Below are 21,857 nucleotides of genomic sequence, written 5' to 3' on the forward strand. Positions count from 1 at the left end.
GTCGCCCACCGATGCAAAACACCAAGCTCTTGCTAACCAGCCTCACCCTCGTGGGACTGCTCGCACTCGCCGGTTGCTCGTTTCCCGGGGTTTACAAAATCGACATCCAGCAGGGCAATGTCGTCACGCAGGACATGATAGACCAATTGCGCCCCGGAATGACCCGACGGCAAGTAAGGTTTATCATGGGCAACCCGCTGCTGCAGGACACCTTCAACACCAATCGCTGGGATTATCTCTACAGCATCCAGCCTGGCGGCGGTAAGCGCCAGCAGGAGCGCATGAGCATCTTCTTCAACGAAAGCGACCAACTGGTCAGCCTGTCCGGCGACTTCATGCCGGGCGTGAGCCGCGACCAGGAAATTCTGGGCGGCAGCAGCACCACGACCGTCAGCCCGGCCAACCAGCCGTCTCAACAGCCAGAGAAGCCAGCCAAGGCCGGCTCGACGGAAGAGTCGATCCAGCGTGAAATCGACACCATCGAGACGACACCGGTGCCCACACCGGCTCCCCTGGAGACCTCGCCGCAATAACGGCATGGCCCATGAAAAAGCCCGGACATGGTCCGGGCTTTTTATTGCGCAGCGCATACAGCAACAACCTTACCCGCGTGCAGCCTTGGCCTTTTCGGCTCGCTGTCTGCGCATCGCCTTCGGGTCGATCAGCAGCGGCCGGTAGATTTCCAGGCGCTCGCCCTCCTCTACCTGACGCTGCTGCGGATCGGCAACGACCTTGCCGAACACGCCCACCGGGCAGCTTTCAATATCCAGCCCTGGCACTTGCGCAGCGATACCAGACAAGCGCAAGGCCTCACGCAGCGTCACGCCCTGCGGCACCCGGCACGCCAGCAGCCACTGGCGTGCCGCAGTCGCGTAAGCCACCTCGATACCCAGCGTCTCAGCCATGCAGCTGCTTGGCTCGCTGGCAGAAGGCATCGACGAGGGTGTTGGCTGCCTGGTTGAACAATGGCCCGAGGGTGGCGCGCACCAGCGGCCCGGCGTAATCGAACGACAGGTCGAGGCTGATCTTGCAGGCTTTCTCGCCCAACGCCTTGAACACCCACACACCATGCAACTGGGTGAAGGGCCCTTCTTCCAGGTTCATCTCGATGGATTGCCCCGGTACCAGCACATTGCGCGTGACGAACTGCTGGCTCATGCCACCCTTGGCTACCTCCAGCTTCGCCCGCATGTGCGTGTCACTCGCCTCGAGCACCGTCGAGTCCGAGCACCAGGGAAGAAACTCAGGGTAGCTGGCCACGTCGTTGACCAGGTCGTAGAGCGCCTGGGCAGGGTATGGCAGCAGGGCGGAGCGTTGAATATGGGTAGTCATCCAGGCATCACTTCCAAGCTGGGCGGCAGCGCATCGCAGCGCTTCGGAACGGTTCCGTACAACGGAACGAGGCCTGCATTGTCCGGGATTCATCCTGCTGGCTCAAGCGCACCGAACCCCATAGCCAGAGGACGTGGCGACTGCCTATAATGCCGCCCCTATGGCTAAGCAAAAGAAACATCCGACCGGGACCATCGCGCAGAACAAGAAAGCGCGACACGATTACTTCATCGAACACAAGTTCGAGGCCGGGCTGGTCCTGTCCGGTTGGGAAGTAAAAAGCCTGCGGGCCGGCAAGGCGCACCTGACCGACAGCTACGTGCTGCTCAAGGATGGCGAAGCCTGGCTGTTCGGCAGCCACATCACCCCGCTGAACACCGCCAGCACCCACGTCATCGCCGACCCCATGCGTACCCGCAAGCTGCTGCTGAACAAGCGCGAGCTCGAGCGCGTGGAGGCTGCCGTGGCGCAGAAAGGCTACACCTGTGTGGCCCTGGCGCTGTACTGGAGCAAGCACCTGATCAAGTGCGAAATCGCGCTCGGCAAGGGCAAGAAGGAGTTCGACAAGCGCGACACGATGCGCGAGCGCGACTCCAACCGCGAGCTGCAGCGTGCGGTGCGCAACAAGGGCAAGGAAGAGTAGATCTTCTTCGGCGGGCAAGTCGGAGCGGCGGTTCGGCGCTCCGACTTGCCCGCGAATGCTGCGACACGTTTCTAGCGCCCGTTGCGTCGCTCAGCGCGCGCCACGCGCTGGGCTTCCTGCTGCGCTTCTTCCAGCACTTCCTGCACATACAGGATGTGCCGGCTCGACACCTCCCGCGCATCCTCCGCACGCCCCTCGACGATCGCCTCGTACAGTTCGCGGTGCTGACTGATCAGCATGTCGCGCGTTTCCGTACGCTGCTGGTACATGCCCCCGATATTGGTCACCACATTGCGCTTGAGCAGGTCGAACAGACCACGAATGGTATGCAGCAGCACGGCATTGTGGCTGGCCTCGGCAATCGCCAGATGAAACCGGGCATCCGCTGCGCCTTCTTCTGCACGACTGACCTCATCGACGCGGGCATAGCAGTCCTGCAGCGCATCGAAGGCGGCCTTCAACCGCGCCCGATCCGGCTCGGTGGCACGCTGGGCTGCGTAGAAGGCGCATGAGGCTTCAAGGGTGTGACGAAACTCCAGCAGGTCGCGCTGAGCCTCAGGGTTGTGCTCGAGCAACTGCAACAAGGGATCACTGAACGTCGATCCCAGCGACTCGGCCACATAGTTGCCGCCCCCCTGGCGGCTGACCAGCAGCCCCTTGGCCACCAGTTTCTGGATCGCCTCGCGCAACGACGGACGGGAAACGCCGAACTGCTCGGCCAGGGCGCGTTCGGCGGGCAGGCGCTGCCCCGAGGTCAACGTCCCCTCGAGAATCATCCCTTCCAGTCGATCGACGATATCGTCGGACAGGCGCCGTTGGCGGACCTGATCAAAAACCATCACATACTCTCCACAAACCCCGGCACCGATTTCGGGGCGCCTATTCTGCGCCTATCCGCGACAGCCCGACAGATATTCCTCGATTGATCCGACGCGATCTCGCCCTCCGCTCATCGGCACTCGACCAAAGTTTTGCTTGGGACAAATTGACACACCCCGTATCCGGCTTTTAACCTAGCGACCAGTCATTGTAAATTGGTCTTACCAATTATCCAATGCCAGTGCTGACCAACAACAATTAGGGGTTACCCCATATGCAAACCTGGCAACAACTCTACACACCGCTTGGTAGTCTCGGCCTGTCCGCACTGGCGGCGGTCATCCCCATCGTGTTCTTCTTCCTCGCCCTCGCCGTGTTCCGCCTCAAGGGCCACGTGGCAGGCAGCATTACCCTCGGCCTGTCGATCCTGGTGGCGATCTTCGCCTTCCAGATGCCTGTCGACATGGCCCTTGCCGCAGCAGGCTACGGCTTCCTCTATGGCCTCTGGCCGATTGCCTGGATCATCGTTGCCGCGGTGTTCCTGTACAAACTCACGGTCAAGAGCGGTCAGTTCGAAGTCATCCGCAGCTCGGTACTGTCGATCACCGACGACCAGCGCCTGCAGGTGCTGCTGATCGGCTTCTGCTTCGGTGCCTTCCTCGAAGGCGCAGCCGGCTTCGGCGCGCCCGTGGCCATCACCGCCGCACTGCTGGTGGGTCTGGGCTTCAACCCGCTGTATGCCGCGGGCCTGTGCCTGATCGCCAACACCGCGCCGGTCGCCTTCGGCGCCCTGGGCATCCCGATCATCGTCGCCGGGCAAGTGACCGGTATCGACGCCTTCCACATTGGCGCCATGACCGGCCGCCAGCTGCCGCTGCTGTCGCTGTTCGTGCCGTTCTGGCTGGTGTTCATGATGGATGGCCTGCGTGGCGTGAAAGAGACCTGGCCCGCCGCGCTGGTCGCCGGCCTGAGCTTCGCCGTGACCCAGTACTTCACGTCCAACTTCATCGGTCCTGAACTGCCGGACATCACCTCGGCCCTGGCCAGCCTGATCGCCCTGACCCTGTTCCTCAAGGTCTGGCAGCCCAAGCGCGCGTTCGCCGAGGCCAAGGGCAGCGTCGGTGCGGCCGTGGTCAGCAGTGGCGGCAGCCAGCCTTCGCCGTACAGCTTCGGCGAGATCTTCAAGGCCTGGTCGCCATTCCTGATTCTCACCGTGCTGGTGACCATCTGGACCCTCAAGCCCTTCAAGGCTGCGTTCGCGCCGGGCGGCGCGATGTACAACTTCGTGTTCAACTTCGCCATCCCGCACCTCGATCAACTGGTGATCAAGACTGCCCCGATTGTCACCGCACCGACCGCAATGCCGGCCGTGTTCAAGCTCGACCCGATCTCCGCCACCGGCACCGCGATCTTCCTGTCGGCACTGATCTCGATGTGGGTCCTGAAGATCAATGTCAAAACTGGTCTTACCACTTTCAAAGAGACCTTCTGGGAACTGCGCTGGCCGATCCTGTCGATCGGCATGGTGCTGGCCTTCGCCTTCGTCACCAACTACTCGGGCATGTCCTCGACCATGGCCCTGGTCCTGGCCGGCACCGGCGCGGCGTTCCCATTCTTCTCGCCGTTCCTGGGTTGGCTGGGCGTGTTCCTGACCGGATCCGACACGTCGTCCAACGCCCTGTTCAGCTCGCTGCAGGCCACCACCGCGCACCAGATCGGCGTCAGCGACACCTTGCTGGTCGCCGCCAACACCAGCGGCGGCGTGACCGGCAAGATGATCTCGCCGCAGTCGATCGCCGTGGCCTGCGCCGCCACCGGCCTGGTCGGCAAGGAGTCGGACCTGTTCCGCTTCACCGTCAAGCACAGCCTGTTCTTCGCGACCATCGTCGGCCTGATCACCCTGGTCCAGGCCTACTGGCTGACCGGTATGCTGGTTCATCACTAAAGTGACAGGGGCCGGGCACGCGCATGTGCCCGGCAACCCATCCACCCACGCTGCGAGAATCCATGATCATTTCAGCCTCCACCGACTATCGCGCCGCGGCCCAGCGCAAGCTGCCCCCCTTCCTGTTCCACTACGCCGACGGCGGCGCCTACGCCGAGCACACCCTGCGCCATAACGTCTCGGACCTGGCCAGCATCGCCCTGCGCCAGCGAGTCCTGAGAAACATGTCCGAGCTGAGCCTTCAGACCCGGCTGTTCGACGAAACCCTGAGCATGCCCGTGGCCCTGGCCCCGGTCGGTCTCACCGGCATGTACGCGCGCCGTGGCGAAGTGCAAGCGGCGCGCGCGGCGGCGGCGCACGGCATTCCCTTCACCCTGTCCACGGTGTCGGTCTGCCCGATCGAGGAAGTGGCGCCGGCCATCGACCGGCCCATGTGGTTCCAGCTGTATGTCCTCAAGGACCGCGGCTTCATGCGCAACGCCCTGGAGCGCGCCAAGGCCGCCGGGGTGAAGACGCTGGTGTTCACCGTCGACATGCCCGTGCCCGGCGCCCGCTACCGTGACGCCCATTCCGGCATGAGTGGCGCCAACGGCCCGATGCGTCGTATGTTGCAAGCCATGACCCACCCTGAATGGGCCTGGGACGTCGGCGTGATGGGACGCCCCCACGACCTGGGCAATATTTCCACCTATCGCGGCAACCCGACCGGCCTTGCCGACTACATCGGCTGGCTGGGCAACAATTTCGACCCGTCGATTTCCTGGAAGGATCTGGAGTGGATCCGCGAATTCTGGGACGGCCCGATGATCATCAAGGGCATCCTCGACGCCGATGACGCCCGTGACGCCGTGAGGTTCGGTGCCGACGGCATCGTCGTCTCCAACCACGGCGGCCGCCAGCTCGACGGCGTGCTGTCCAGCGCCCGCGCCCTGCCGGCCATTGCCGACGCGGTCAAGGGTGATTTGAAGATTCTCGCCGACTCGGGTATCCGCAGCGGCCTGGACGTGGTGCGCATGATCGCCCTGGGCGCCGACACGGTGCTGATCGGCCGCGCCTTCCTCTGGGCCCTGGCCGTGCATGGTCAGGCTGGGGTGAAGAACCTGCTGGAGCTGTTCGAGAAAGAAATGCGCGTGGCCATGGTGCTGACCGGCGCCAAGTCGATCGGCGAGATCCGCCGCGATTCACTGGTACGCGAGTTGGGCGCCTGAGCCCTTACGAAACAAACGCCTGATAGTCCGGGGCACGTCGCGCGCCAGACGCGCCGGCCCCGCGAGGAGATTGCATGAGCCTGCCCGCTGCGTTCCTGCGTGATGCCGAGCGCCTGATCCCTGCCGAACGCCGTTTCGACGACCCGACCTCGACCCTGGCCTTCGGCACCGACGCCAGTTTCTACCGGCTGATCCCCAAGCTGGTGGTGCGCGTCGAATCCGAGGACGAGGTGGTCGAGCTGATCCGCCTGGCCCAGCGTGAGCGCGTGCCGGTAACCTTCCGCGCTGCAGGCACCAGCCTCTCCGGGCAGGCCATCAGCGACTCGGTGCTGATCGTGCTGGGCGACAACTGGAACGGCCGCGAGATTCGCAACCAGGGCGAACAGATCCGCCTGCAGCCCGGGGTCATCGGTGCCCAGGCCAATGCCTGGCTGGCCCCCTACGGGCGCAAGATCGGACCTGATCCGGCGTCGATCAATGCCTGCAAGATCGGCGGTATCGTCGCCAACAATGCCAGCGGCATGTGCTGCGGTACCGCGCAGAACACCTACCACACTCTTGCTGGCCTGCGCCTGGTACTGGCCGACGGTACTCGCCTGGACAGCGAAGACCCGGCCAGCGTCGCCGCCTTCGAACAGAGCCACGCCGCACTGCTCGACGAACTTGCCCGCCTTGGCCGTGAGACCCGCGCCAACACCGAACTGGCCGACCGCATCCGCCACAAGTACAGGCTGAAGAACACCACCGGCCTCTCGCTCAACGCACTGGTGGACTACGACCAGCCGCTGGATATCCTCCAGCACCTGCTGGTCGGCTCCGAAGGCACCCTGGGTTTCATCAGCGCAGTCACCTATGACACCGTGCCTGACCACCCGCACAAGGCCAGCGCCCTGCTGGTGTTTCCCACTGTCGAAAGCTGCTGCCGGGCAGTGACCGTGCTCAAGCGCCAGCCCGTGTCGGCGGTCGAGCTGCTCGACCGCCGCAGCCTGCGCTCGGTGCAGGAGATGCCAGGCATGCCGGCCTGGGTGAAAGGCCTGTCGAGCAACGCCTGCGCCCTGCTGATCGAGTCCCGCGCCGCCAGCCAGAGCCTGCTGCACGAACAACTGGCGCTGGTGATGGGGTCAATCGCCGAATTCCCGCTCGAGCAGAAGGTCGAGTTCAGCGAAGACCCGACGGTGTACAACCTGCTGTGGAAGATTCGCAAGGACACCTTCCCTGCCGTCGGCGCCGTACGCCAGACCGGCACCACGGTGATCATCGAAGACGTGACCTTCCCGGTAGAGCAACTGGCCGAGGGCGTCAACCGCCTGATCCAGCTGTTCGACAGGCATCGCTATGACGAGGCGATCATTTTCGGCCACGCACTGGAAGGCAACCTGCACTTCGTTTTCACCCAGGGCTTCAACAGCGCCGAGGAAGTCGCGCGTTACCAGGCCTTCATGGAGGACGTCGCGCAACTGGTGGCGGTGGAGTTCGGCGGCTCGCTCAAGGCCGAGCACGGCACCGGACGCAACATGGCGCCCTTCGTCGAGCTGGAATGGGGCAAGGACGCCTACCAGTTGATGTGGACACTCAAGCGCTTGCTCGACCCCAACGGCATCCTCAACCCGGATGTGGTGCTCAGCAACGATCCGGACATCCACCTGAAAAACCTCAAGCCATTGCCGGCGGCCGACGAGATCGTCGACAAATGCATCGAGTGCGGTTTCTGCGAGCCGGTGTGCCCGTCCAAGGGGCTGACCCTCAGCCCGCGGCAGCGCATCGTCATGTGGCGCGATATCCAGGCCAAGCGTCGTGCCGGCCTCGACACCCGCGAGCTGCTGCAGACCTATCAATACCAGGGCATCGATACCTGCGCCGCTACCGGCCTGTGCGCCCAGCGTTGCCCGGTGGGGATCAATACCGGCGAACTGGTGAAGAAACTGCGCGGCCAGGCCGCCGATCACCTGAAGACTGCCGACTGGCTGGCCGAGCACTTCCACTCGGCCCTCAGCGGCGCACGCCTGACCCTCGCCGCGGCCAACGGCGCACGCAAGCTGCTCGGTGCCCCACGCCTGGCGCGCCTAAGCAGTGGCCTGCGCAAGGTCAGCAACGGTCGCCTGCCGCAGTGGACAGCGGCCATGCCGCAACCCCTCAAACCGATCGACTTCGGCCCGGCAAGCCACGATGCACGACCCCGGGTGGTTTACCTTGCGGCCTGTGTGTCGCGTGTCATGGGCCCGGCCTATGGCGATCGCGAGCAGCGCTCGTTGCTGGACAAGACCCAGGCCCTGCTGGAAAAGGCCGGCTACCAGGTGATCTTCCCCGACAACGCCGATAGCCTCTGCTGTGGCCAGCCATTTGCTTCCAAGGGCTACGCCGAGCAGGCCGAGCACAAGCGCCAGGAACTGATCGCCGCCCTGCTGCATGCCAGCCGCGGCGGCCTCGATCCAATCTACTGCGACACCAGCCCCTGCACCTTGCGCCTGGTACAGGACCTGGGGGAAACCCGGTTGGATCTTTACGACCCGGTGCGCTTCATCCGCACGCATCTGCTCGACAAGCTGGAGTTCACCCCACAGGAGGAACCTGTGGCCGTACATGTCACCTGCAGCACCCAGCACCTGGGCGAAAGCCAGGCGTTGATCGACCTCGCGCGGCGTTGCAGCAAGCAGGTGGTGATTCCCGAGGGTATCCACTGCTGTGGGTTCGCTGGCGACAAGGGCTTCACCACGCCAGAGCTCAATGCCCATTCCCTGCGCAGCCTGAAAGATGCGGTGCAGTACTGCAGCGAAGGGATTTCCACCAGCCGTACCTGCGAGATCGGGCTGTCGAGCCATAGTGGTATCGACTATCACGGATTGGTCTATCTGGTGGACCGGGTGACGCGCGCACGAGCTATCTGAGGTCTGCCCAATCCCTGCGGGAGCGGCGGTTCGGCGCTCCGACGTGTCCCGCGAACACGGGCGTAGCCCGTGCCAGGCAGCGCGGTGTCTTTTTCGCGGGTAAACCCGCTCCTACAATGGGAGCGGCTACCCAGGCGATTGCCCAACAGCCCGCAACCATTTGTTACAAGTAAATGCTAATCTGCAGCCCCCTTCTTCCGCTGTCGTTGGCCCCCGATGTCTGAGTCCGCACCGTTGTTGCGTCACCACCGTCCGTTCATCGCGTTCTGGCTTGCGCGGGTCTTCACCGCCAGCGGCTTCCAGATGCTCACCGTGGCCATCGGCTGGCACCTCTACCAGCTCACCGGCAACGTCCTGGACCTGGGCCTGGTCGGCCTGGTCGAATTCGCCCCACGGGTGCTGTTCATGCTGCACACCGGGCATGTCGCCGACCGCTACGACCGGCGCAAGGTCGCCGCCCTGTGCCAGTGCCTGCAAGGGCTCATCGCCCTGGCCCTGGCGCTGGGCAGTGCCACCGACAGCGTCACCCGCGAACTGATCTTCGTGCTGGCCTTCCTGCTCGGTGCCACCCGCTCCTTCGAGATGCCTGCGACCCAGGCACTGCTGCCCAACGTGGTGCCGCCGGGGCTGTTCCCGCGCGCCGTCGCTGCGTCGGCGTCGGCGACCCAGGCAGCGACCATCGTCGCCCCGGCGGTCGGCGGCCTGCTCTACGCTTTCGGCAGCATCTGGGTGTATGGCCCGACGGTATTGCTGTACGCCATTGCCTGCCTGCTGATGCTCACCCTCGACTCGCGCCAGCAGACACCCCAGCGCGGCCGTGCCAGCCTTGAGTCTCTGCTGGCCGGCATCCGCTTCATCCGCAGTCGGCCGGACATCCTCGGCGCCATCTCGCTGGACCTGTTCGCCGTGCTGCTCGGCGGTGCCACGGCGCTGCTGCCGGTGTTCGCGAAGGATATCCTGCTCACTGGCGCCTGGGGCCTGGGCCTGCTGCGCTCGGCCCCGGCGGTAGGTGCCTTGTTGATGTCGCTGTGGCTGGCGCGCTTCCCGGTAGAACGCAAGGTCGGCCGGACCATGTTCACCGCCGTGGGCGTGTTCGGCGTGGCGACCATCGCCTTCGGCCTGTCGACCTCGTTCTGGTTCTCGCTGGCGGTGCTGGTGGTACTGGGCGCGGCAGACATGATCAGCATGGTTATCCGCAGCGCCTTCGTGCAACTGGAGACACCCGATGAAATGCGCGGCCGGGTCAGCGCGGTGAACGGGCTGTTCATCGGTGCCTCGAATCAGCTCGGCGAGTTCGAATCCGGGGTCACTGCGCACTGGTTTGGCACAGTTCCGGCGGTGGTACTGGGTGGTGTGGGCACGCTGGTGGTCACCGGCGTGTGGATGAAGCTGTTCCCGACCCTGGCCAACCGCGACCGCATGCACACTCCGCAATAGTCTTCATGGGGCTGCCTGGCAGCCCTTTCGCGGCACCAGGCCGCGCCGACAGTGGGCGCCACGCCACAAAGACCAACAGCCATAGGCCCCCGCCCCCCATGCTGGTATGATGCGCGGCTTTTTTCCGCCCCCACAAAACCACGGCAACCGGTACGGTCTGTGCTTTGCTGATGGGGTCGAATACATTCACGGCGCCGCGGCGCCATGGGAGCAGGCATGCTGGAAAGGCTGTTTCAACTAAAAGCACACAACACCAACGTGCGCACCGAGATCCTCGCGGGCGTCACCACCTTCCTGGCGATGGCCTACATCCTGTTCGTCAACCCGAGCATCCTCGGCGAAACCGGCATGGACAAGGGCGCGATCTTCGTCGCCACGTGCCTTGCCGCCGCCATCGGCTCGGTCACCATGGGCCTGATCGCCAACTACCCGATCGCCCTCGCCCCGGGCATGGGCCTGAACGCCTTCTTCACCTACACCGTGGTCCTGCACATGGGCCACACCTGGCAGGTGGCACTGGGTGCGGTATTCCTCTCGGCGGTGCTGTTCTTCCTGCTGTCGATCTTCCGCATCCGTGAGTGGATCGTGAACAGCATCCCGCTGCCGCTGCGCTCGGCGATCGCCGCCGGTATCGGCCTGTTCCTGGCACTCATCGCCCTGCACAATGCGGGCATCGTCGTCGATAACCCAGCCACCCTGGTCGGCCTGGGCGACCTCAAGCAGCCTGCACCGATCCTTGCCACCCTCGGCTTCTTCCTCATCGTCGGCCTCGAGTCGCTGAAAGTGCGCGGCGCCGTGCTGATCGGCATCCTCGCCGTGACGGTGGTGTCGATCCTGGTGGGTGCCAGCCAATTCGGCGGCATCGTTTCCATGCCGCCGTCGCTGGCCCCGACCTTCCTGCAACTGGACATCAAGGGCGCCCTGGACGTCGGGCTGATCAGCGTGATCTTCGCCTTCCTGTTCGTCGACCTGTTCGACAACTCCGGCACCCTGATCGGCGTGGCCAAGCGCGCCGGCCTGATGGGCAAGGACGGCCATATGCCGAAGATGGGCCGTGCGCTGATCGCCGACAGCACCGCAGCCATGGCCGGCTCGCTGCTGGGCACCTCGACCACCACCAGCTATATCGAATCGGCTGCCGGCGTAAGTGCCGGCGGACGCACCGGCCTGACCGCCATCGTGGTAGCCGTGCTGTTCCTGCTCGCGCTGTTCTTCGCGCCGCTGGCCGGTAGCGTGCCGGCCTACGCCACCGCGCCGGCACTGCTGTTCGTTGCCGTGCTGATGGCCTCGGGCCTGGCCGAGATCAACTGGGACGACGTCACCGAGGCCGCGCCGGTGGTGGTCACCGCCCTGGCCATGCCGTTGACCTATTCGATCGCCAACGGCATCGCCTTCGGCTTCATCGCCTGGACCGCCATCAAGCTGATCTCCGGTCGTCACCGCGACCTGAACCCGGCCCTGGTGATCCTGTCCATTCTGTTCGTCATCAAGCTGGGCTGGTTCAACGCATGAGTGCCGTCTTCGACCCTTCGCAATACACGACCCAACTGCAGGCCAAGGTCGAGCGCCTGCGCGAGCTGCTGGCGCCCTTCGATGCACCGCAACCTGCCGTGTTCGAGTCGCCGCGCGAGCACTATCGCCTGCGCGCAGAGTTCCGCCTGTGGCGCGAAGAGGGTCAACGCCACTACGCGATGTTCGCCCCGGGCGAGAAGCACAAGGCAATTCTCATCGACGACTTCCCCATCGCCAGCCAGCGCATCAATGAACTGATGCCCCGTCTCAAGGCCGCCTGGCAGGGCAACGAAGACCTGAGCAATCGTCTGTTCCAGGTCGAGTTCCTGACCACACTGGCCGGCGATGCCATGGTCACCCTGTGCTATCACCGCCCGCTCGACGAGGCCTGGGAAGCTGCCGCGCAGCAACTGGCCGCACAACTGGGCGTCAGCGTGATCGGTCGCTCCAAAGGCAAGCGCGTGGTGATCGGCCGTGACTATGCCGTGGAGAAGCTCGACATCGCCGGCCGCACCTTCAGCTACCGCCAGCCTGAAGGCGCCTTCACCCAGCCCAACGGGGCAGTGAATCAGAAGATGCTGGGCTGGGCCTGCGAGGCGATGGGCGAGCGCAGCGACGACCTGCTGGAGCTGTACTGCGGCAACGGCAACTTCACCCTGCCCCTGGCCACCCGCGCGCGCCAGGTGCTGGCCACCGAGATCAGCAAGACCTCGGTCAACGCCGCCCTGCACAACCTCGACGAAAACGGCATCGACAACGTACGCCTGGTACGCCTGTCGGCCGAGGAACTGACCGAGGCGCTGAACGAGGTCCGCCCATTCCGTCGCCTGGAAGGCATCGACCTGAAAAGCTACGACTTCGGCACAGTATTCGTCGACCCGCCACGCGCCGGCATGGACCCGGACACCTGCGAGCTGACCCGGCGTTTCGAGCGGATCCTGTACATCTCTTGCAACCCCGAGACGCTGGCGCAGAACATCGCTCAACTGCACGATACCCACCGTATCGAACGCTGCGCGCTGTTCGACCAGTTCCCCTACACCCACCACATGGAAAGCGGGGTCCTGCTGGTCCGGCGCTGATCGATGGATGGCCGGGGCCACCTGTCAGGCCCCGGCATTCGTTCAGAAGTCGAAGAACACCGTCTCCCCTTCCCCTTGAATACGGATATCGAAGCGATACGCCGTCTTCCCATCGACCTCGCAACGCTTGGCGATCAGCGTCTCGCGCCGCTGCGGCTGCTCGATCAGGTTGAGCACCGGGCACTTGGCGTTGGCCTCGGCCTCGTCATCGAAATACAAGCGGGTGTGCAGGTGGATATTGATCCCCCGGGCGAACAGGCTGATGTTGATGTGCGGTGCCATCGGCACCCCGGCAGCATTGTTCACCACGCCTGGCTTGACCGTGTGCAAGGTCCATTCACCGGAATCGAAGGTGGTGGCGGTCCGGCCGAAGCTGTTGAAGGTGTTCTCCAGGTTGAACATGTCCTGGTAGTGGCCGTTGGCGTCGGCCTGCCACACCTCGAGGAAGGAATCACGCACCAGATGGCCATTGCCATCGTACACCTGGCCGATCAGCAGGATGTGCTCGCCCGGAGCCTCCGGGCGGGCCAGGCGGTTCCAGATTTCCTGGTCGCGGGTCGGGTTACCGGCAGCTTCCAGGGCCAGGCCGATGTGCACATAGGGGCCGGCGGTCTGCGAGGGCGTCTCCGGCAGCAGTTCGATAGGCATGACGGGTCTCCTCAGCGATTCTCGAAGTGGGTCTGGCGCTGGCCACGCAGCACGATGTCGAAGCGATAGGCCAGGCAGTCCATCGGGTTGGCGTGGCTCATGTCGAGCCGGGCGATCAGGCGCTGCACCGCGTCCGGGTTGGCGATCGACTTGACGATCGGGCACATCGGAATCAGCGGATCACCTTCGAAATACAGTTGGGTGATCAGCTTGGTGGCAATCGAAGGGCCGCTGATGGAGAAGTGGATGTGCGCCGGACGCCAGTCGTTGGGGCCGTTGCGCCAGGGATAGGGGCCGGGCTTGATGGTGCGGAAGCTGTAGTAGCCGTCACGGTCGGTCAGGCAGCGACCGACGCCACCGAAGTTGGGATCGAGCGGGGCCAGGTAGCGGTCGTTCTTGTGGCGGTAGCGACCACCGGCGTTGGCCTGCCACATCTCCACCAGGGTATTGGGCACCGGCTTGCCGTACTGGTCGACGACCCGCCCGGCAACGATGATGCGCTCACCGATCGGCAGGCCACCGTTGTGGAAGTTCAGCAACAGGTCATGGTCATGCTCGCCGAAGCGCAGGTGGGAAAAATCAGGGCCGGTGCTTTCGCTGACCGACTGGGCAATGCTCACCAGCGCCTGGCGCGGCGAGCGGGCGATGGATGTCTTGTAATCAGGCGTGAGGGCCTTGGGGTGCCAGTTGCGATCACGGATCACGAAGCGGCTGGTGTCCTGAGCGGGCATGCCGTTTTCCTCTCTTGGAATTGTTCGAACCACCTGTGCGTGGCAGGCGGACTTGCAGTTTCCGGCAGGTAGCGCAGGGCGAAAACTGAAAACATGCGCGTCAGACATAACCATTTGGTTATGCAACTTTTCGTCAGACCACCTGATCTGAAGCGCTGGACTATTCTGGATGGACTGCGGTGCTGGCGGCGCAGAGCCCAGGGCCCTTCAACCAGGCACGACCTTCACAGCGGAGAACTTCTATGGATTGGCGAAAAGGCCGACGCAGCGACAATGTGGTGGATGCACGCGGCGAAGGCGGTGGCGGCGGGATGCGCTTCGGCGGTGGCAAGGGCCTGGGGCTGGGTGCCGTGCTGCTGATCATCGGCATCGGCTGGATCACCGGCCAGGATCCGCTGCAGATCCTCGGCCAGCTCGCCGGCCAGATGGAGCAACAGCAGGCAGCGCCCAGCGGTGCTGGCGGCAAGGCACCGCCGGCCAATGATCAACAGGCCGAGTTCGTCGCCTCGATCCTGGGCGACACCGAAGATACCTGGAAGGCCCTGTTCGCCCAGGCCGGCAAGCAATACCGCGACCCCAAGCTGGTGCTGTTCAGCGGCCAGGTCAACTCCGCGTGCGGCTTCGCCTCCTCGGCGGTCGGCCCCTTCTATTGCCCGGGTGATCAGCGGGTGTACCTGGACATGTCGTTCTTCCGCGAAATGGAAACCCGCTTCGCTGCCGCCGGCGACTTCGCCCAGGCCTACGTGATCGCCCACGAAATTGGCCACCACGTACAGACCCTGCTCGGCGTCTCGGCCAAGGTCGATGCCGCACGCCGCAGCGGCCAGCGCCTTGAGGGCGACAATGGCCTGCTGGTACGCCAGGAACTGCAGGCCGACTGCCTGGCCGGTGTCTGGGCATACCAGGCTCAGAAACGTCTCAACTGGCTGGAGCCCGGCGATGTCGAAGAGGCACTCAACGCCGCCAACGCCATCGGCGACGACCGCCTCCAGCAACAGGGTCAAGGGCGCGTGGTGCCCGACTCCTTCACCCATGGCACCTCGGCGCAGCGGGTACGCTGGTTCAAGGCTGGCTTCGGCAGTGGCGACCTCAACCGCTGCGACACCTTCAACGCACGCAACCTGTAACGCCCTGCTGCAACGGGCGTTGCAGAGCCTCTCCAGAACGCAATACGACCAATGGGTCATTTTTCTGCTGATAAACGTTTCAGCCGCAGCCGATTCGGCCGATAACCCCGTGGACCCATCAGCTGGCCCCTACAAGAACAACGCCCGGCGACGTGAGATTTTGCAAGACACATTTTCTGGAGAGCGTGCATGAACAGATGGTTTGCCGACAAGAGCGTGAACCTCAAACTCGGGCTGGGCTTCGGCCTGGTCCTGGTATTGACCGGCCTGCTGGCCCTGGCCAGTTGGACCAGCCTGGGCAGCCTCATCAATCGCAGCAACTGGATGAGCGACATTACCCGCCTCAATACTGACCTGACCAATCTGCGCGTGGCGCGCCTGCAATACATGATCGCCAACGGCGACGACGCCGCCGCCGCCAACACGCTGGCGAAGCTGGAAACCTTCAGCGCCCAGCAGCAGCACCTGGAAAGCACCTTCAAGAGCCCCGAGAACCTCAAGCTGCTGCGTGAGCTGGGCAAGATCATCGCCGACTATCGCATCTCGCTCGACAAGATGCGTGCAGGCTACAAGATCACCCTTGCGGCCCGTGAAACCCTCGACCAGAACGCGACCAAGGCGATCCAGTTGATCGAAACGATCAGCAAGGATGTCCTGGCCCGTGACGAAAGCGATGCGACCCGCTTGCAGCAATACCTGGTAATCAGCAAGGCCCGCCAGCAGCTGACCCAGTTGCGCCTGGACGTACGCAGCTATGTGGCAGCGCCAAGCGACGTCGCCGAGCAAGCGGTGCTGCGCCAACTGCAGCAGACCTTCACCGAGATCGACGGCCTCAAGCGCCAGCTGACCAGCGATGGCGCTGCCATCGAGCAGTTCGAAGGCGCAGTGCGTGCCTATGGCGAGTCGGTTCGCCAGCTCAGCGCCTCGACAGCCCAGATCGCTGTGTCCCGTCAGGAAATGACCGTGCAGGGCGGCGACATCGTCAAGCTCAGCGACGACCTGTACAAGATCCAGCTCGAACGCCGTGACATCGAAAGTGCCGAGGCCCGCACCCTGCAGATCGGCGCGACGCTGCTGGCCCTGCTCATCGGCGTACTCGCCGCCGTGATCATCACCCGCCAGATCACCCGCCCGCTGCGCGAGACCCTCGCCGTGGTGGAGAAGATCGCCGGTGGCGACCTGACCCACAACCTGCAGGTCACCCGCCGCGACGAACTGGGCGTGCTGCAGCAAGGCATTGCGCGCATGGGTACGACCCTGCGCGACCTCATCAGCGGCATCCGTGACGGTGTTACCCAGATCGCCAGTGCGGCCGAGGAGCTGTCGGCGGTGACCGAGCAGACCAGCGCCGGCGCCAACAGCCAGAAGGTCGAGACCGACCAGGTCGCCACCGCCATGCACGAAATGGCCGCCACCGTGCAGGAAGTCGCGCGCAACGCCGAACAGGCGTCGCTTGCAGCAACCAACGCCGACGGCGAAGCCCGTGCCGGTGACAAAGTGGTGGGCGAGGCGATCAACCAGATCGAGCGCCTGGCCGCCGAGGTCAACCGCTCCACCGAAGCGATGAATCTGCTGCAACAGGAAAGCCAGAAGATCGGCAGTGTCATGGACGTGATCAAGTCGGTGGCCGAGCAGACCAACCTGTTGGCGCTCAACGCCGCCATCGAAGCGGCTCGTGCCGGTGAGGCGGGACGTGGGTTCGCCGTGGTCGCCGACGAAGTGCGTGGCCTGGCGCAACGCACGCAGAAGTCCACCGAAGAGATCGAAGAGCTGGTCGCCAGCCTGCAGAACGGCACACAGCAGGTGGCCAACGCCATGCTCGGCAGCCGCACCCTGACCGACAGCAGCGTGGAACTGGCACGCAAGGCCGGCGCGTCGCTGGAGAACATCACCAGTACCGTGTCGGGCATCCAATCGATGAACCAGCAAATCGCCGCCGCCGCAGAGCAGCAGAGTGCCGTGGCCGAAGAGATCAGCCGCAGCATCCTCAACGTACGCGATGTGTCCGAGCAGACCGCCGCCGCGAGCGACGAGACAGCCGCCTCCAGCGTCGAGCTGGCGCGCCTGGGTGGACAGTTGCAAACCCTGGTCAGCCATTTCCGCGTCTGACCACGCCTTCCGGGGCCGCGTCGCGGCCCCAATCCCTCCCCCAAAAAATCTGCTGAACGGCGTTTCAGCTCCTGCAAACATTGCCGATATCTCTTCTGCGGCAACGGAGGGCCCATCACAAAAACAAATGCCGAGTGACGGGAAATCCCGCGAGCAGGCGCTTTCCCCCGGGGAACCTCCATGAGCAACTGGTTTGCCAACATCAGCGTCAAACTCAAACTGATGCTGGGCTTCGGCCTGGTCCTTCTACTCACCACTGCACTGGCCTTGACCGGCTGGAACAGCCTGGAAAACCTCGTCGCACGCAGCAACTCGATGGGGCAGATCACCCAGTTCAATACGCACCTGAACAACCTGCGCGTGGCGCGTCTGCAATACATGCTCGCCGATGGCGACGAGAGCGCCGCCGCCACCGTGCTGGCCCGCCTGGACACCTTCGAACAGCACAAGCAGGAACTGCTCGCCAGCTTCGACCATCCCCAGAGCCTGCAACTGCTGCGCGAACAGGCCACCTACATCGACCAGTACCGCGCCTCGCTGGACAAGATGCGCCAGGGCTACCGCGCCATCGCCAGCAAACCCGACGCCGAGCAGCCGGTACGCGACGCCCGGGCGGCGATCGCCACGGCACGCCAGGAAATGATCGAGGAGCAGGCGCAGATCACCAAGCGCAGCGACGAGCTGTACAAGATCGAACTTGGCAGACGCGACGTCGATACCGCCCAGGCGCGCAACCTGCAACTGGGCGTGGCGCTGCTGGCGCTGGTGTTCGGCCTGCTTGGCGCCGTGGTCATCACCCGCCAGATCACCCGCCCCTTGCAGGAAACCCTCGAGGTGGTGAAGAAGATCGCCGAAGGCGACCTCACCCAGCGCCTGCACATCACCCGGCGTGACGAACTCGGTGCCCTGCAGCAGGGCATCGCGGGCATGGGCGACACCCTGCGCGCACTGATCACCGGTATCCGTGACGGCGTGACCCAGATCGCCAGCGCCGCCGAGGAACTGTCGGCGGTGACCGAGCAGACCAGTGCCGGGGTCAACAATCAGAAGGTCGAGACCGACCAGGTCGCCACCGCCATGCACGAGATGACGGCGACCGTACAGGAGGTCGCACGCAACGCCGAGCAGGCATCCCAGGCCGCCACCCAGGCCGACGGCGAGGCCCGTGCCGGCGACCGGGTGGTGAACGAGGCCATCGGCCAGATCGAACGCCTGGCCGCTGAAGTACAGCACTCCACCGAGGCGATGAACCTGCTGCAACAGGAGAGCCAGAAGATCGGCAGCGTCATGGACGTGATCAAGTCGGTGGCCCAGCAGACCAATCTACTGGCACTGAATGCCGCCATCGAAGCGGCGCGTGCCGGTGAAGCCGGGCGCGGCTTTGCGGTGGTCGCCGATGAGGTCCGTGCCCTGGCCCAGCGCACGCAGAAATCCACCGAAGAGATCGAAGAGCTGGTCGCCAGCCTGCAGAACGGCACCCAGCGCGTGGCCAACGCCATGCAAGGCAGCAGCGGGCTGACCGACAGCAGCGTGGAACTGGCACGCAAGGCGGGTACCTCATTGGCCAGCATCACCCGTACCGTGTCGGGGATCCAGGCGATGAACCAGCAGATTGCAGCGGCAGCCGAGCAGCAGAGCGCCGTGGCCGACGAGATCGGCCGCAGCATCATGAATGTGCGCGATGTGTCGGAGCAAACGGCCGCGGCCAGCGAGGAGACAGCTGCGTCAAGCGTGGAACTGGCGCGGCTGGGTGGGCAGTTGCAGACGATGGTCAGCCACTTCCGCGTTTGAGTCATGATCGGGGCCGGGCCATGGCCCCGATCAGACTGTGACAGGGTGGTTCACCAGTCATCGTACTCTCGCAGCTCCGAGAACACCCTGTCGCCTGCCACTTTGCTCAGGCTGTAGGCAAACCAACCTCGAGGTGATTTCCGGCGATTGAACCAAGGCGTGATGTCGTGCCTGAAATCAGCACCGGTCGCAGGCAGTGGGAGATTGCGCTCCACCTCAAGCCCCAACGCATCGTCATAGCAGCTGATCTCCAGCTTGCCGCCGAAGGTCAGACCCACTGCCGGAATGAAGAACACACGCCTCCCGGCCTCCTGCAAAATGCGTGGCCGCACAAAGGCTGGAGTGCGAACGTCAGCCGCCTCGGGAATGCGAGACTCCATGCGTACGCGACGTGGATTGGAGACAGCAATCACGCAAGGAGTGCGCTCGATGCGGTAGCTGCAATGGGCGCTTTTACCTTGGCAACTGATCATCATGTTCGCCGGGAACGGGACGAGGACCAGGCCATCTTGCAGATGGCTGGCCTGAATCACCACGGCGGGCAACTCATACAACCAGCCAGAAAAGATCGAGACGACAACCCTGTCACCAACGCTCATATGAGTGGTGGGGACACGAACGTTCAAGTTCTTGTGGCGCTGGGCATGCACAAAAGCGTAGTCATACCAGGCCCGCGAGGCATTTCCGGGGTAGCCAGGGTGAGGGCGACTGCCCTCCAGCGTCGGCGCTTCGAGGTGGCATATGCCGGGAGGCAGCACCAGGAACTTCAAGGGTTGGGACACGCTCATCACGAAATCTCCACTGACGAACAGACTAGGGTCGCCTGAGTTATAGAGAACGTGAGCAGGTCAAACAACTGACAGAAATAACAGGTATGCAAAGGGGCGAGCCCGAGTGCTCTCGCCCCTTCTGCGGTTAGCGAACGATCAACCCTACCCCGCGTCCGCGCGGATCGGATGCGGTCTCGAGCTTGTCGCCGGTGACCCGAATCGCCTGGATATCGCCCATCTCCCAGCCTTGGTCCTCAAGCACGTAGCCCATTTTTTTCAGATCCTCTGCCACCTGCCCTTTGAGCGGTGCATAGCTGTCGAAATAGATGGTGTCCTTGGGCAGCAACTGATGGTGCACGCGCTGGGCGGCCACGGCTTTTTCCAGCGGCATGCCATAGTCGTACAGGTTGTTCATCACCTGGAAGATCGAGGTGAAGATCCGCGAACCACCAGGCGTACCGACCACCAGGGTCAGCTTGCCGTCGCGAGTGACCAGGCTCGGGCTCATGGACGAGAGCATGCGCTTGCCCGGCTCGATGGCGTTGGCATCACCACCCACCACACCAAAGGCGTTGGCCGCTCCCGGCTTGGCGCTGAAATCGTCCATCTCGTCGTTGAGCAGGAAGCCCGCGCCCTTGACCACCACGCCGCTGCCATAGTCGAGGTTCAGGGTATAGGTGTTGCTCACCGCATTACCCTGCTTGTCGACAATGGAGAAGTGCGTGGTCTGGTGCGGCTCCAGGCCCGGCTTGACCTTGGCGGTATCGGAGATCGCATTGGGGTTGACCTGCGCCGCGCGCTTGGCGAGGTAGTCCTTGGCCACCAGCTCCTTGACCGGCACCTTGGTGAAGGCCGGGTCGCCCAGGTAGTCGGCGCGGTCGGCGAACACGCGCTTCTCGATCTCGGCCAGCAGGTGGATGTACTTCGCCGAGTTGTGCTCGACCCCTTTGAAGTCGGCTGCGCGGTCTTCCTTGATGCCCAACAGCTGGGCCAGAGCGACGCCACCAGAGCTTGGCGGTGGCGCGGTATAGACCACATTGCCACGCCAGTCGATGGCGATCGGATCGCGCCACACGGCCTTGTAGTCCTTCAGGTCTTCCTTGGTGATCAGGCCCTTGTCGGCCTGCATCTGCGCCACCAGCAAGTCAGCGGTCTTGCCCTGGTAGAACTCGCTGACGCCCTTGTCGGCGATGCGCTCCAGGGTCTTGGCCAGCTCGGGTTGCTTGAACAGCTCACCGACCTTCATGTTGCCGAAGTAGTCATTGAAGTTGGTGGCGGTCTTGAACAGGCCCTGGGCATCGTCGCGGTACTGGTATTGCTTCTGCGCGATCTTGAAGCCGTTCTGCGCGTAGCCGATGGCCGGGGTGAGCAGCTCGCTCCACTTGAGCTTGCCGAACTTCTGGTGCGCCTCCCACAGGCCCATCACCGTGCCGGGCACGCCAGCAGCGCGCACGCCAACCAGGCTGAGGTTTTCGATGACCTCGCCCTTGTCGTCCAGGTACATGTTGCGCGTGGCGGCCTTGGGCGCGACTTCACGGTAGTCGAGGAAGTACGGCTTGCCGTCGACGAACAGGGTCATGAACCCACCGCCGCCGATGTTGCCGGCTTCCGGGTAGGTGACCGCCAGGGTGAAGGCGGTGGCGACCGCGGCATCCACCGCGTTACCGCCCTTCTTGAGAATGTCGGCGGCTACCTGTGCGCCATATTGATCGGGCGCCGCCACCGCGCCACCTTCGAGCGTCACGGCATAGGCGGAAGAACAGCTCAGGATCGCGGCCCCGAGGGCCAGGGACTGGAACATGACGATACGCATGACAC

Annotated in this window: 18 protein-coding genes; 11 read left to right on the plus strand and 7 right to left on the minus strand. The window is 64.1% G+C overall.

All coding sequences use genetic code 11. The features are described from left to right. The first annotated feature begins 11 nt into the window (after positions 1–11). Entirely contained in the window at positions 12–533 is a 522-nt protein-coding gene (locus tag APH44_RS10500) for an outer membrane protein assembly factor BamE (RefSeq protein WP_054892627.1), read from the plus strand. Positions 534–602: 69 nt separating this feature from the next. Here APH44_RS10500 and APH44_RS10505 read toward each other — a convergent pair whose 3' ends face one another. Then, complete coding sequence (locus tag APH44_RS10505; RefSeq protein ID WP_054892628.1) at positions 603–905, minus strand: RnfH family protein; 303 nt, start codon at positions 903–905, stop codon at positions 603–605. After that, entirely contained in the window at positions 898–1,332 is a 435-nt protein-coding gene (locus tag APH44_RS10510) for a type II toxin-antitoxin system RatA family toxin (RefSeq protein ID WP_054892629.1), read from the minus strand. Before APH44_RS10510 ends, APH44_RS10505 begins: the two co-directional genes overlap by 8 nt. Before the next feature lie 160 nt (positions 1,333–1,492). Between APH44_RS10510 and smpB the strand changes: the two genes are divergently transcribed. Beyond that, a complete protein-coding gene (gene smpB / locus APH44_RS10515) occupies positions 1,493–1,975 on the plus strand; it encodes an SsrA-binding protein SmpB (protein ID WP_027917703.1) in 483 nt (160 codons plus the stop codon). A gap of 71 nt (positions 1,976–2,046) precedes the next feature. Here the strand turns inward: smpB and APH44_RS10520 are convergent, their stop codons facing one another. Beyond that, positions 2,047–2,814, minus strand: coding sequence for an FCD domain-containing protein (locus APH44_RS10520; RefSeq protein ID WP_054892630.1), 768 nt, complete (start codon positions 2,812–2,814; stop codon positions 2,047–2,049). A gap of 254 nt (positions 2,815–3,068) precedes the next feature. On the opposite strand from APH44_RS10520, the gene APH44_RS10525 reads away from it, so the two are divergent. The 6 genes from APH44_RS10525 (at position 3,069) to trmA (ending at position 12,863) form a co-directional block, all read left to right on the plus strand. Then, positions 3,069–4,739, plus strand: a complete 1,671-nt coding sequence (locus APH44_RS10525) for a lactate permease LctP family transporter (protein ID WP_054892631.1) — start codon at positions 3,069–3,071, stop codon at positions 4,737–4,739. A gap of 62 nt (positions 4,740–4,801) precedes the next feature. After that, on the plus strand, positions 4,802–5,947 hold the full coding sequence (gene lldD, locus APH44_RS10530; RefSeq protein WP_054892632.1) for an FMN-dependent L-lactate dehydrogenase LldD: 1,146 nt from the start codon (positions 4,802–4,804) through the stop codon (positions 5,945–5,947). A 74-nt stretch (positions 5,948–6,021) separates the two neighbouring features. Continuing rightward, entirely contained in the window at positions 6,022–8,832 is a 2,811-nt protein-coding gene (locus tag APH44_RS10535; RefSeq protein WP_054892633.1) for an FAD-binding and (Fe-S)-binding domain-containing protein, read from the plus strand. Between the two features lie 216 nt (positions 8,833–9,048). Beyond that, entirely contained in the window at positions 9,049–10,269 is a 1,221-nt protein-coding gene (locus APH44_RS10540) for an MFS transporter (RefSeq protein WP_054892634.1), read from the plus strand. Positions 10,270–10,485: 216 nt separating this feature from the next. Next, positions 10,486–11,781, plus strand: coding sequence for an NCS2 family permease (locus APH44_RS10545; RefSeq protein WP_054892635.1), 1,296 nt, complete (start codon positions 10,486–10,488; stop codon positions 11,779–11,781). Continuing rightward, complete coding sequence (trmA, locus tag APH44_RS10550) at positions 11,778–12,863, plus strand: tRNA (uridine(54)-C5)-methyltransferase TrmA (protein WP_054892636.1); 1,086 nt, start codon at positions 11,778–11,780, stop codon at positions 12,861–12,863. The genes APH44_RS10545 and trmA overlap by 4 nt, the downstream gene beginning before the upstream one ends. Before the next feature lie 42 nt (positions 12,864–12,905). Here trmA and pcaG read toward each other — a convergent pair whose 3' ends face one another. Both pcaG and pcaH read right to left on the minus strand, forming a co-directional pair. Then, positions 12,906–13,511, minus strand: coding sequence for a protocatechuate 3,4-dioxygenase subunit alpha (gene pcaG, locus APH44_RS10555; RefSeq protein ID WP_054892637.1), 606 nt, complete (start codon positions 13,509–13,511; stop codon positions 12,906–12,908). Positions 13,512–13,522: 11 nt separating this feature from the next. Continuing rightward, positions 13,523–14,242, minus strand: a complete 720-nt coding sequence (gene pcaH / locus APH44_RS10560; RefSeq protein WP_054892638.1) for a protocatechuate 3,4-dioxygenase subunit beta — start codon at positions 14,240–14,242, stop codon at positions 13,523–13,525. Between the two features lie 242 nt (positions 14,243–14,484). On the opposite strand from pcaH, the gene APH44_RS10565 reads away from it, so the two are divergent. From APH44_RS10565 to APH44_RS10575, 3 genes are all read left to right on the plus strand, one after another. Next, the gene (locus APH44_RS10565; protein ID WP_054892639.1) at positions 14,485–15,369 is read left to right on the plus strand and encodes a neutral zinc metallopeptidase; all 885 of its coding nucleotides are present in this window, start codon (positions 14,485–14,487) and stop codon (positions 15,367–15,369) included. Positions 15,370–15,558: 189 nt separating this feature from the next. Next, positions 15,559–17,478 (plus strand): methyl-accepting chemotaxis protein, encoded by a 1,920-nt coding sequence (locus APH44_RS10570; protein ID WP_054892640.1) that lies wholly within the window; start codon positions 15,559–15,561, stop codon positions 17,476–17,478. Positions 17,479–17,700: 222 nt separating this feature from the next. Beyond that, a complete protein-coding gene (locus APH44_RS10575; RefSeq protein ID WP_371264429.1) occupies positions 17,701–19,269 on the plus strand; it encodes a methyl-accepting chemotaxis protein in 1,569 nt (522 codons plus the stop codon). Positions 19,270–19,319: 50 nt separating this feature from the next. Here APH44_RS10575 and APH44_RS29710 read toward each other — a convergent pair whose 3' ends face one another. Continuing rightward, entirely contained in the window at positions 19,320–20,057 is a 738-nt protein-coding gene (locus APH44_RS29710; RefSeq protein ID WP_054925594.1) for a hypothetical protein, read from the minus strand. Between the two features lie 127 nt (positions 20,058–20,184). Continuing rightward, complete coding sequence (gene ggt, locus APH44_RS10590; RefSeq protein WP_054892644.1) at positions 20,185–21,852, minus strand: gamma-glutamyltransferase; 1,668 nt, start codon at positions 21,850–21,852, stop codon at positions 20,185–20,187. Between the last annotated feature and the right edge of the window lie 5 nt (positions 21,853–21,857).

It is taken from the genome of Pseudomonas sp. NBRC 111143 (genome assembly GCF_001320965.1).
Lineage (GTDB): Bacteria > Pseudomonadota > Gammaproteobacteria > Pseudomonadales > Pseudomonadaceae > Aquipseudomonas > Aquipseudomonas machongensis.

Bases quoted from the DNA above. Each gene is read 5' to 3' on its own strand.
- APH44_RS10525 (WP_054892631.1), top strand. From the start codon at position 3,069: ATGCAAACCTGGCAACAACTCTACACACCGCTTGGTAGTCTCGGCCTG.
- APH44_RS10510 (WP_054892629.1), bottom strand. From the start codon at position 1,332: ATGACTACCCATATTCAACGCTCCGCCCTGCTGCCATACCCTGCCCAG.
- lldD (WP_054892632.1), top strand. From the start codon at position 4,802: ATGATCATTTCAGCCTCCACCGACTATCGCGCCGCGGCCCAGCGCAAG.
- APH44_RS10575 (WP_371264429.1), top strand. From the start codon at position 17,701: ATGCTGGGCTTCGGCCTGGTCCTTCTACTCACCACTGCACTGGCCTTG.
- smpB (WP_027917703.1), top strand. From the start codon at position 1,493: ATGGCTAAGCAAAAGAAACATCCGACCGGGACCATCGCGCAGAACAAG.
- APH44_RS10505 (WP_054892628.1), bottom strand. From the start codon at position 905: ATGGCTGAGACGCTGGGTATCGAGGTGGCTTACGCGACTGCGGCACGC.
- APH44_RS10500 (WP_054892627.1), top strand. From the start codon at position 12: ATGCAAAACACCAAGCTCTTGCTAACCAGCCTCACCCTCGTGGGACTG.
- pcaG (WP_054892637.1), bottom strand. From the start codon at position 13,511: ATGCCTATCGAACTGCTGCCGGAGACGCCCTCGCAGACCGCCGGCCCC.
- APH44_RS10540 (WP_054892634.1), top strand. From the start codon at position 9,049: ATGTCTGAGTCCGCACCGTTGTTGCGTCACCACCGTCCGTTCATCGCG.
- pcaH (WP_054892638.1), bottom strand. From the start codon at position 14,242: ATGCCCGCTCAGGACACCAGCCGCTTCGTGATCCGTGATCGCAACTGG.
- APH44_RS10570 (WP_054892640.1), top strand. From the start codon at position 15,559: ATGAACAGATGGTTTGCCGACAAGAGCGTGAACCTCAAACTCGGGCTG.
- APH44_RS10520 (WP_054892630.1), bottom strand. From the start codon at position 2,814: ATGGTTTTTGATCAGGTCCGCCAACGGCGCCTGTCCGACGATATCGTC.
- APH44_RS10545 (WP_054892635.1), top strand. From the start codon at position 10,486: ATGCTGGAAAGGCTGTTTCAACTAAAAGCACACAACACCAACGTGCGC.
- trmA (WP_054892636.1), top strand. From the start codon at position 11,778: ATGAGTGCCGTCTTCGACCCTTCGCAATACACGACCCAACTGCAGGCC.
- APH44_RS10535 (WP_054892633.1), top strand. From the start codon at position 6,022: ATGAGCCTGCCCGCTGCGTTCCTGCGTGATGCCGAGCGCCTGATCCCT.
- APH44_RS10565 (WP_054892639.1), top strand. From the start codon at position 14,485: ATGGATTGGCGAAAAGGCCGACGCAGCGACAATGTGGTGGATGCACGC.
- APH44_RS29710 (WP_054925594.1), bottom strand. From the start codon at position 20,057: ATGAGCGTGTCCCAACCCTTGAAGTTCCTGGTGCTGCCTCCCGGCATA.
- ggt (WP_054892644.1), bottom strand. From the start codon at position 21,852: ATGCGTATCGTCATGTTCCAGTCCCTGGCCCTCGGGGCCGCGATCCTG.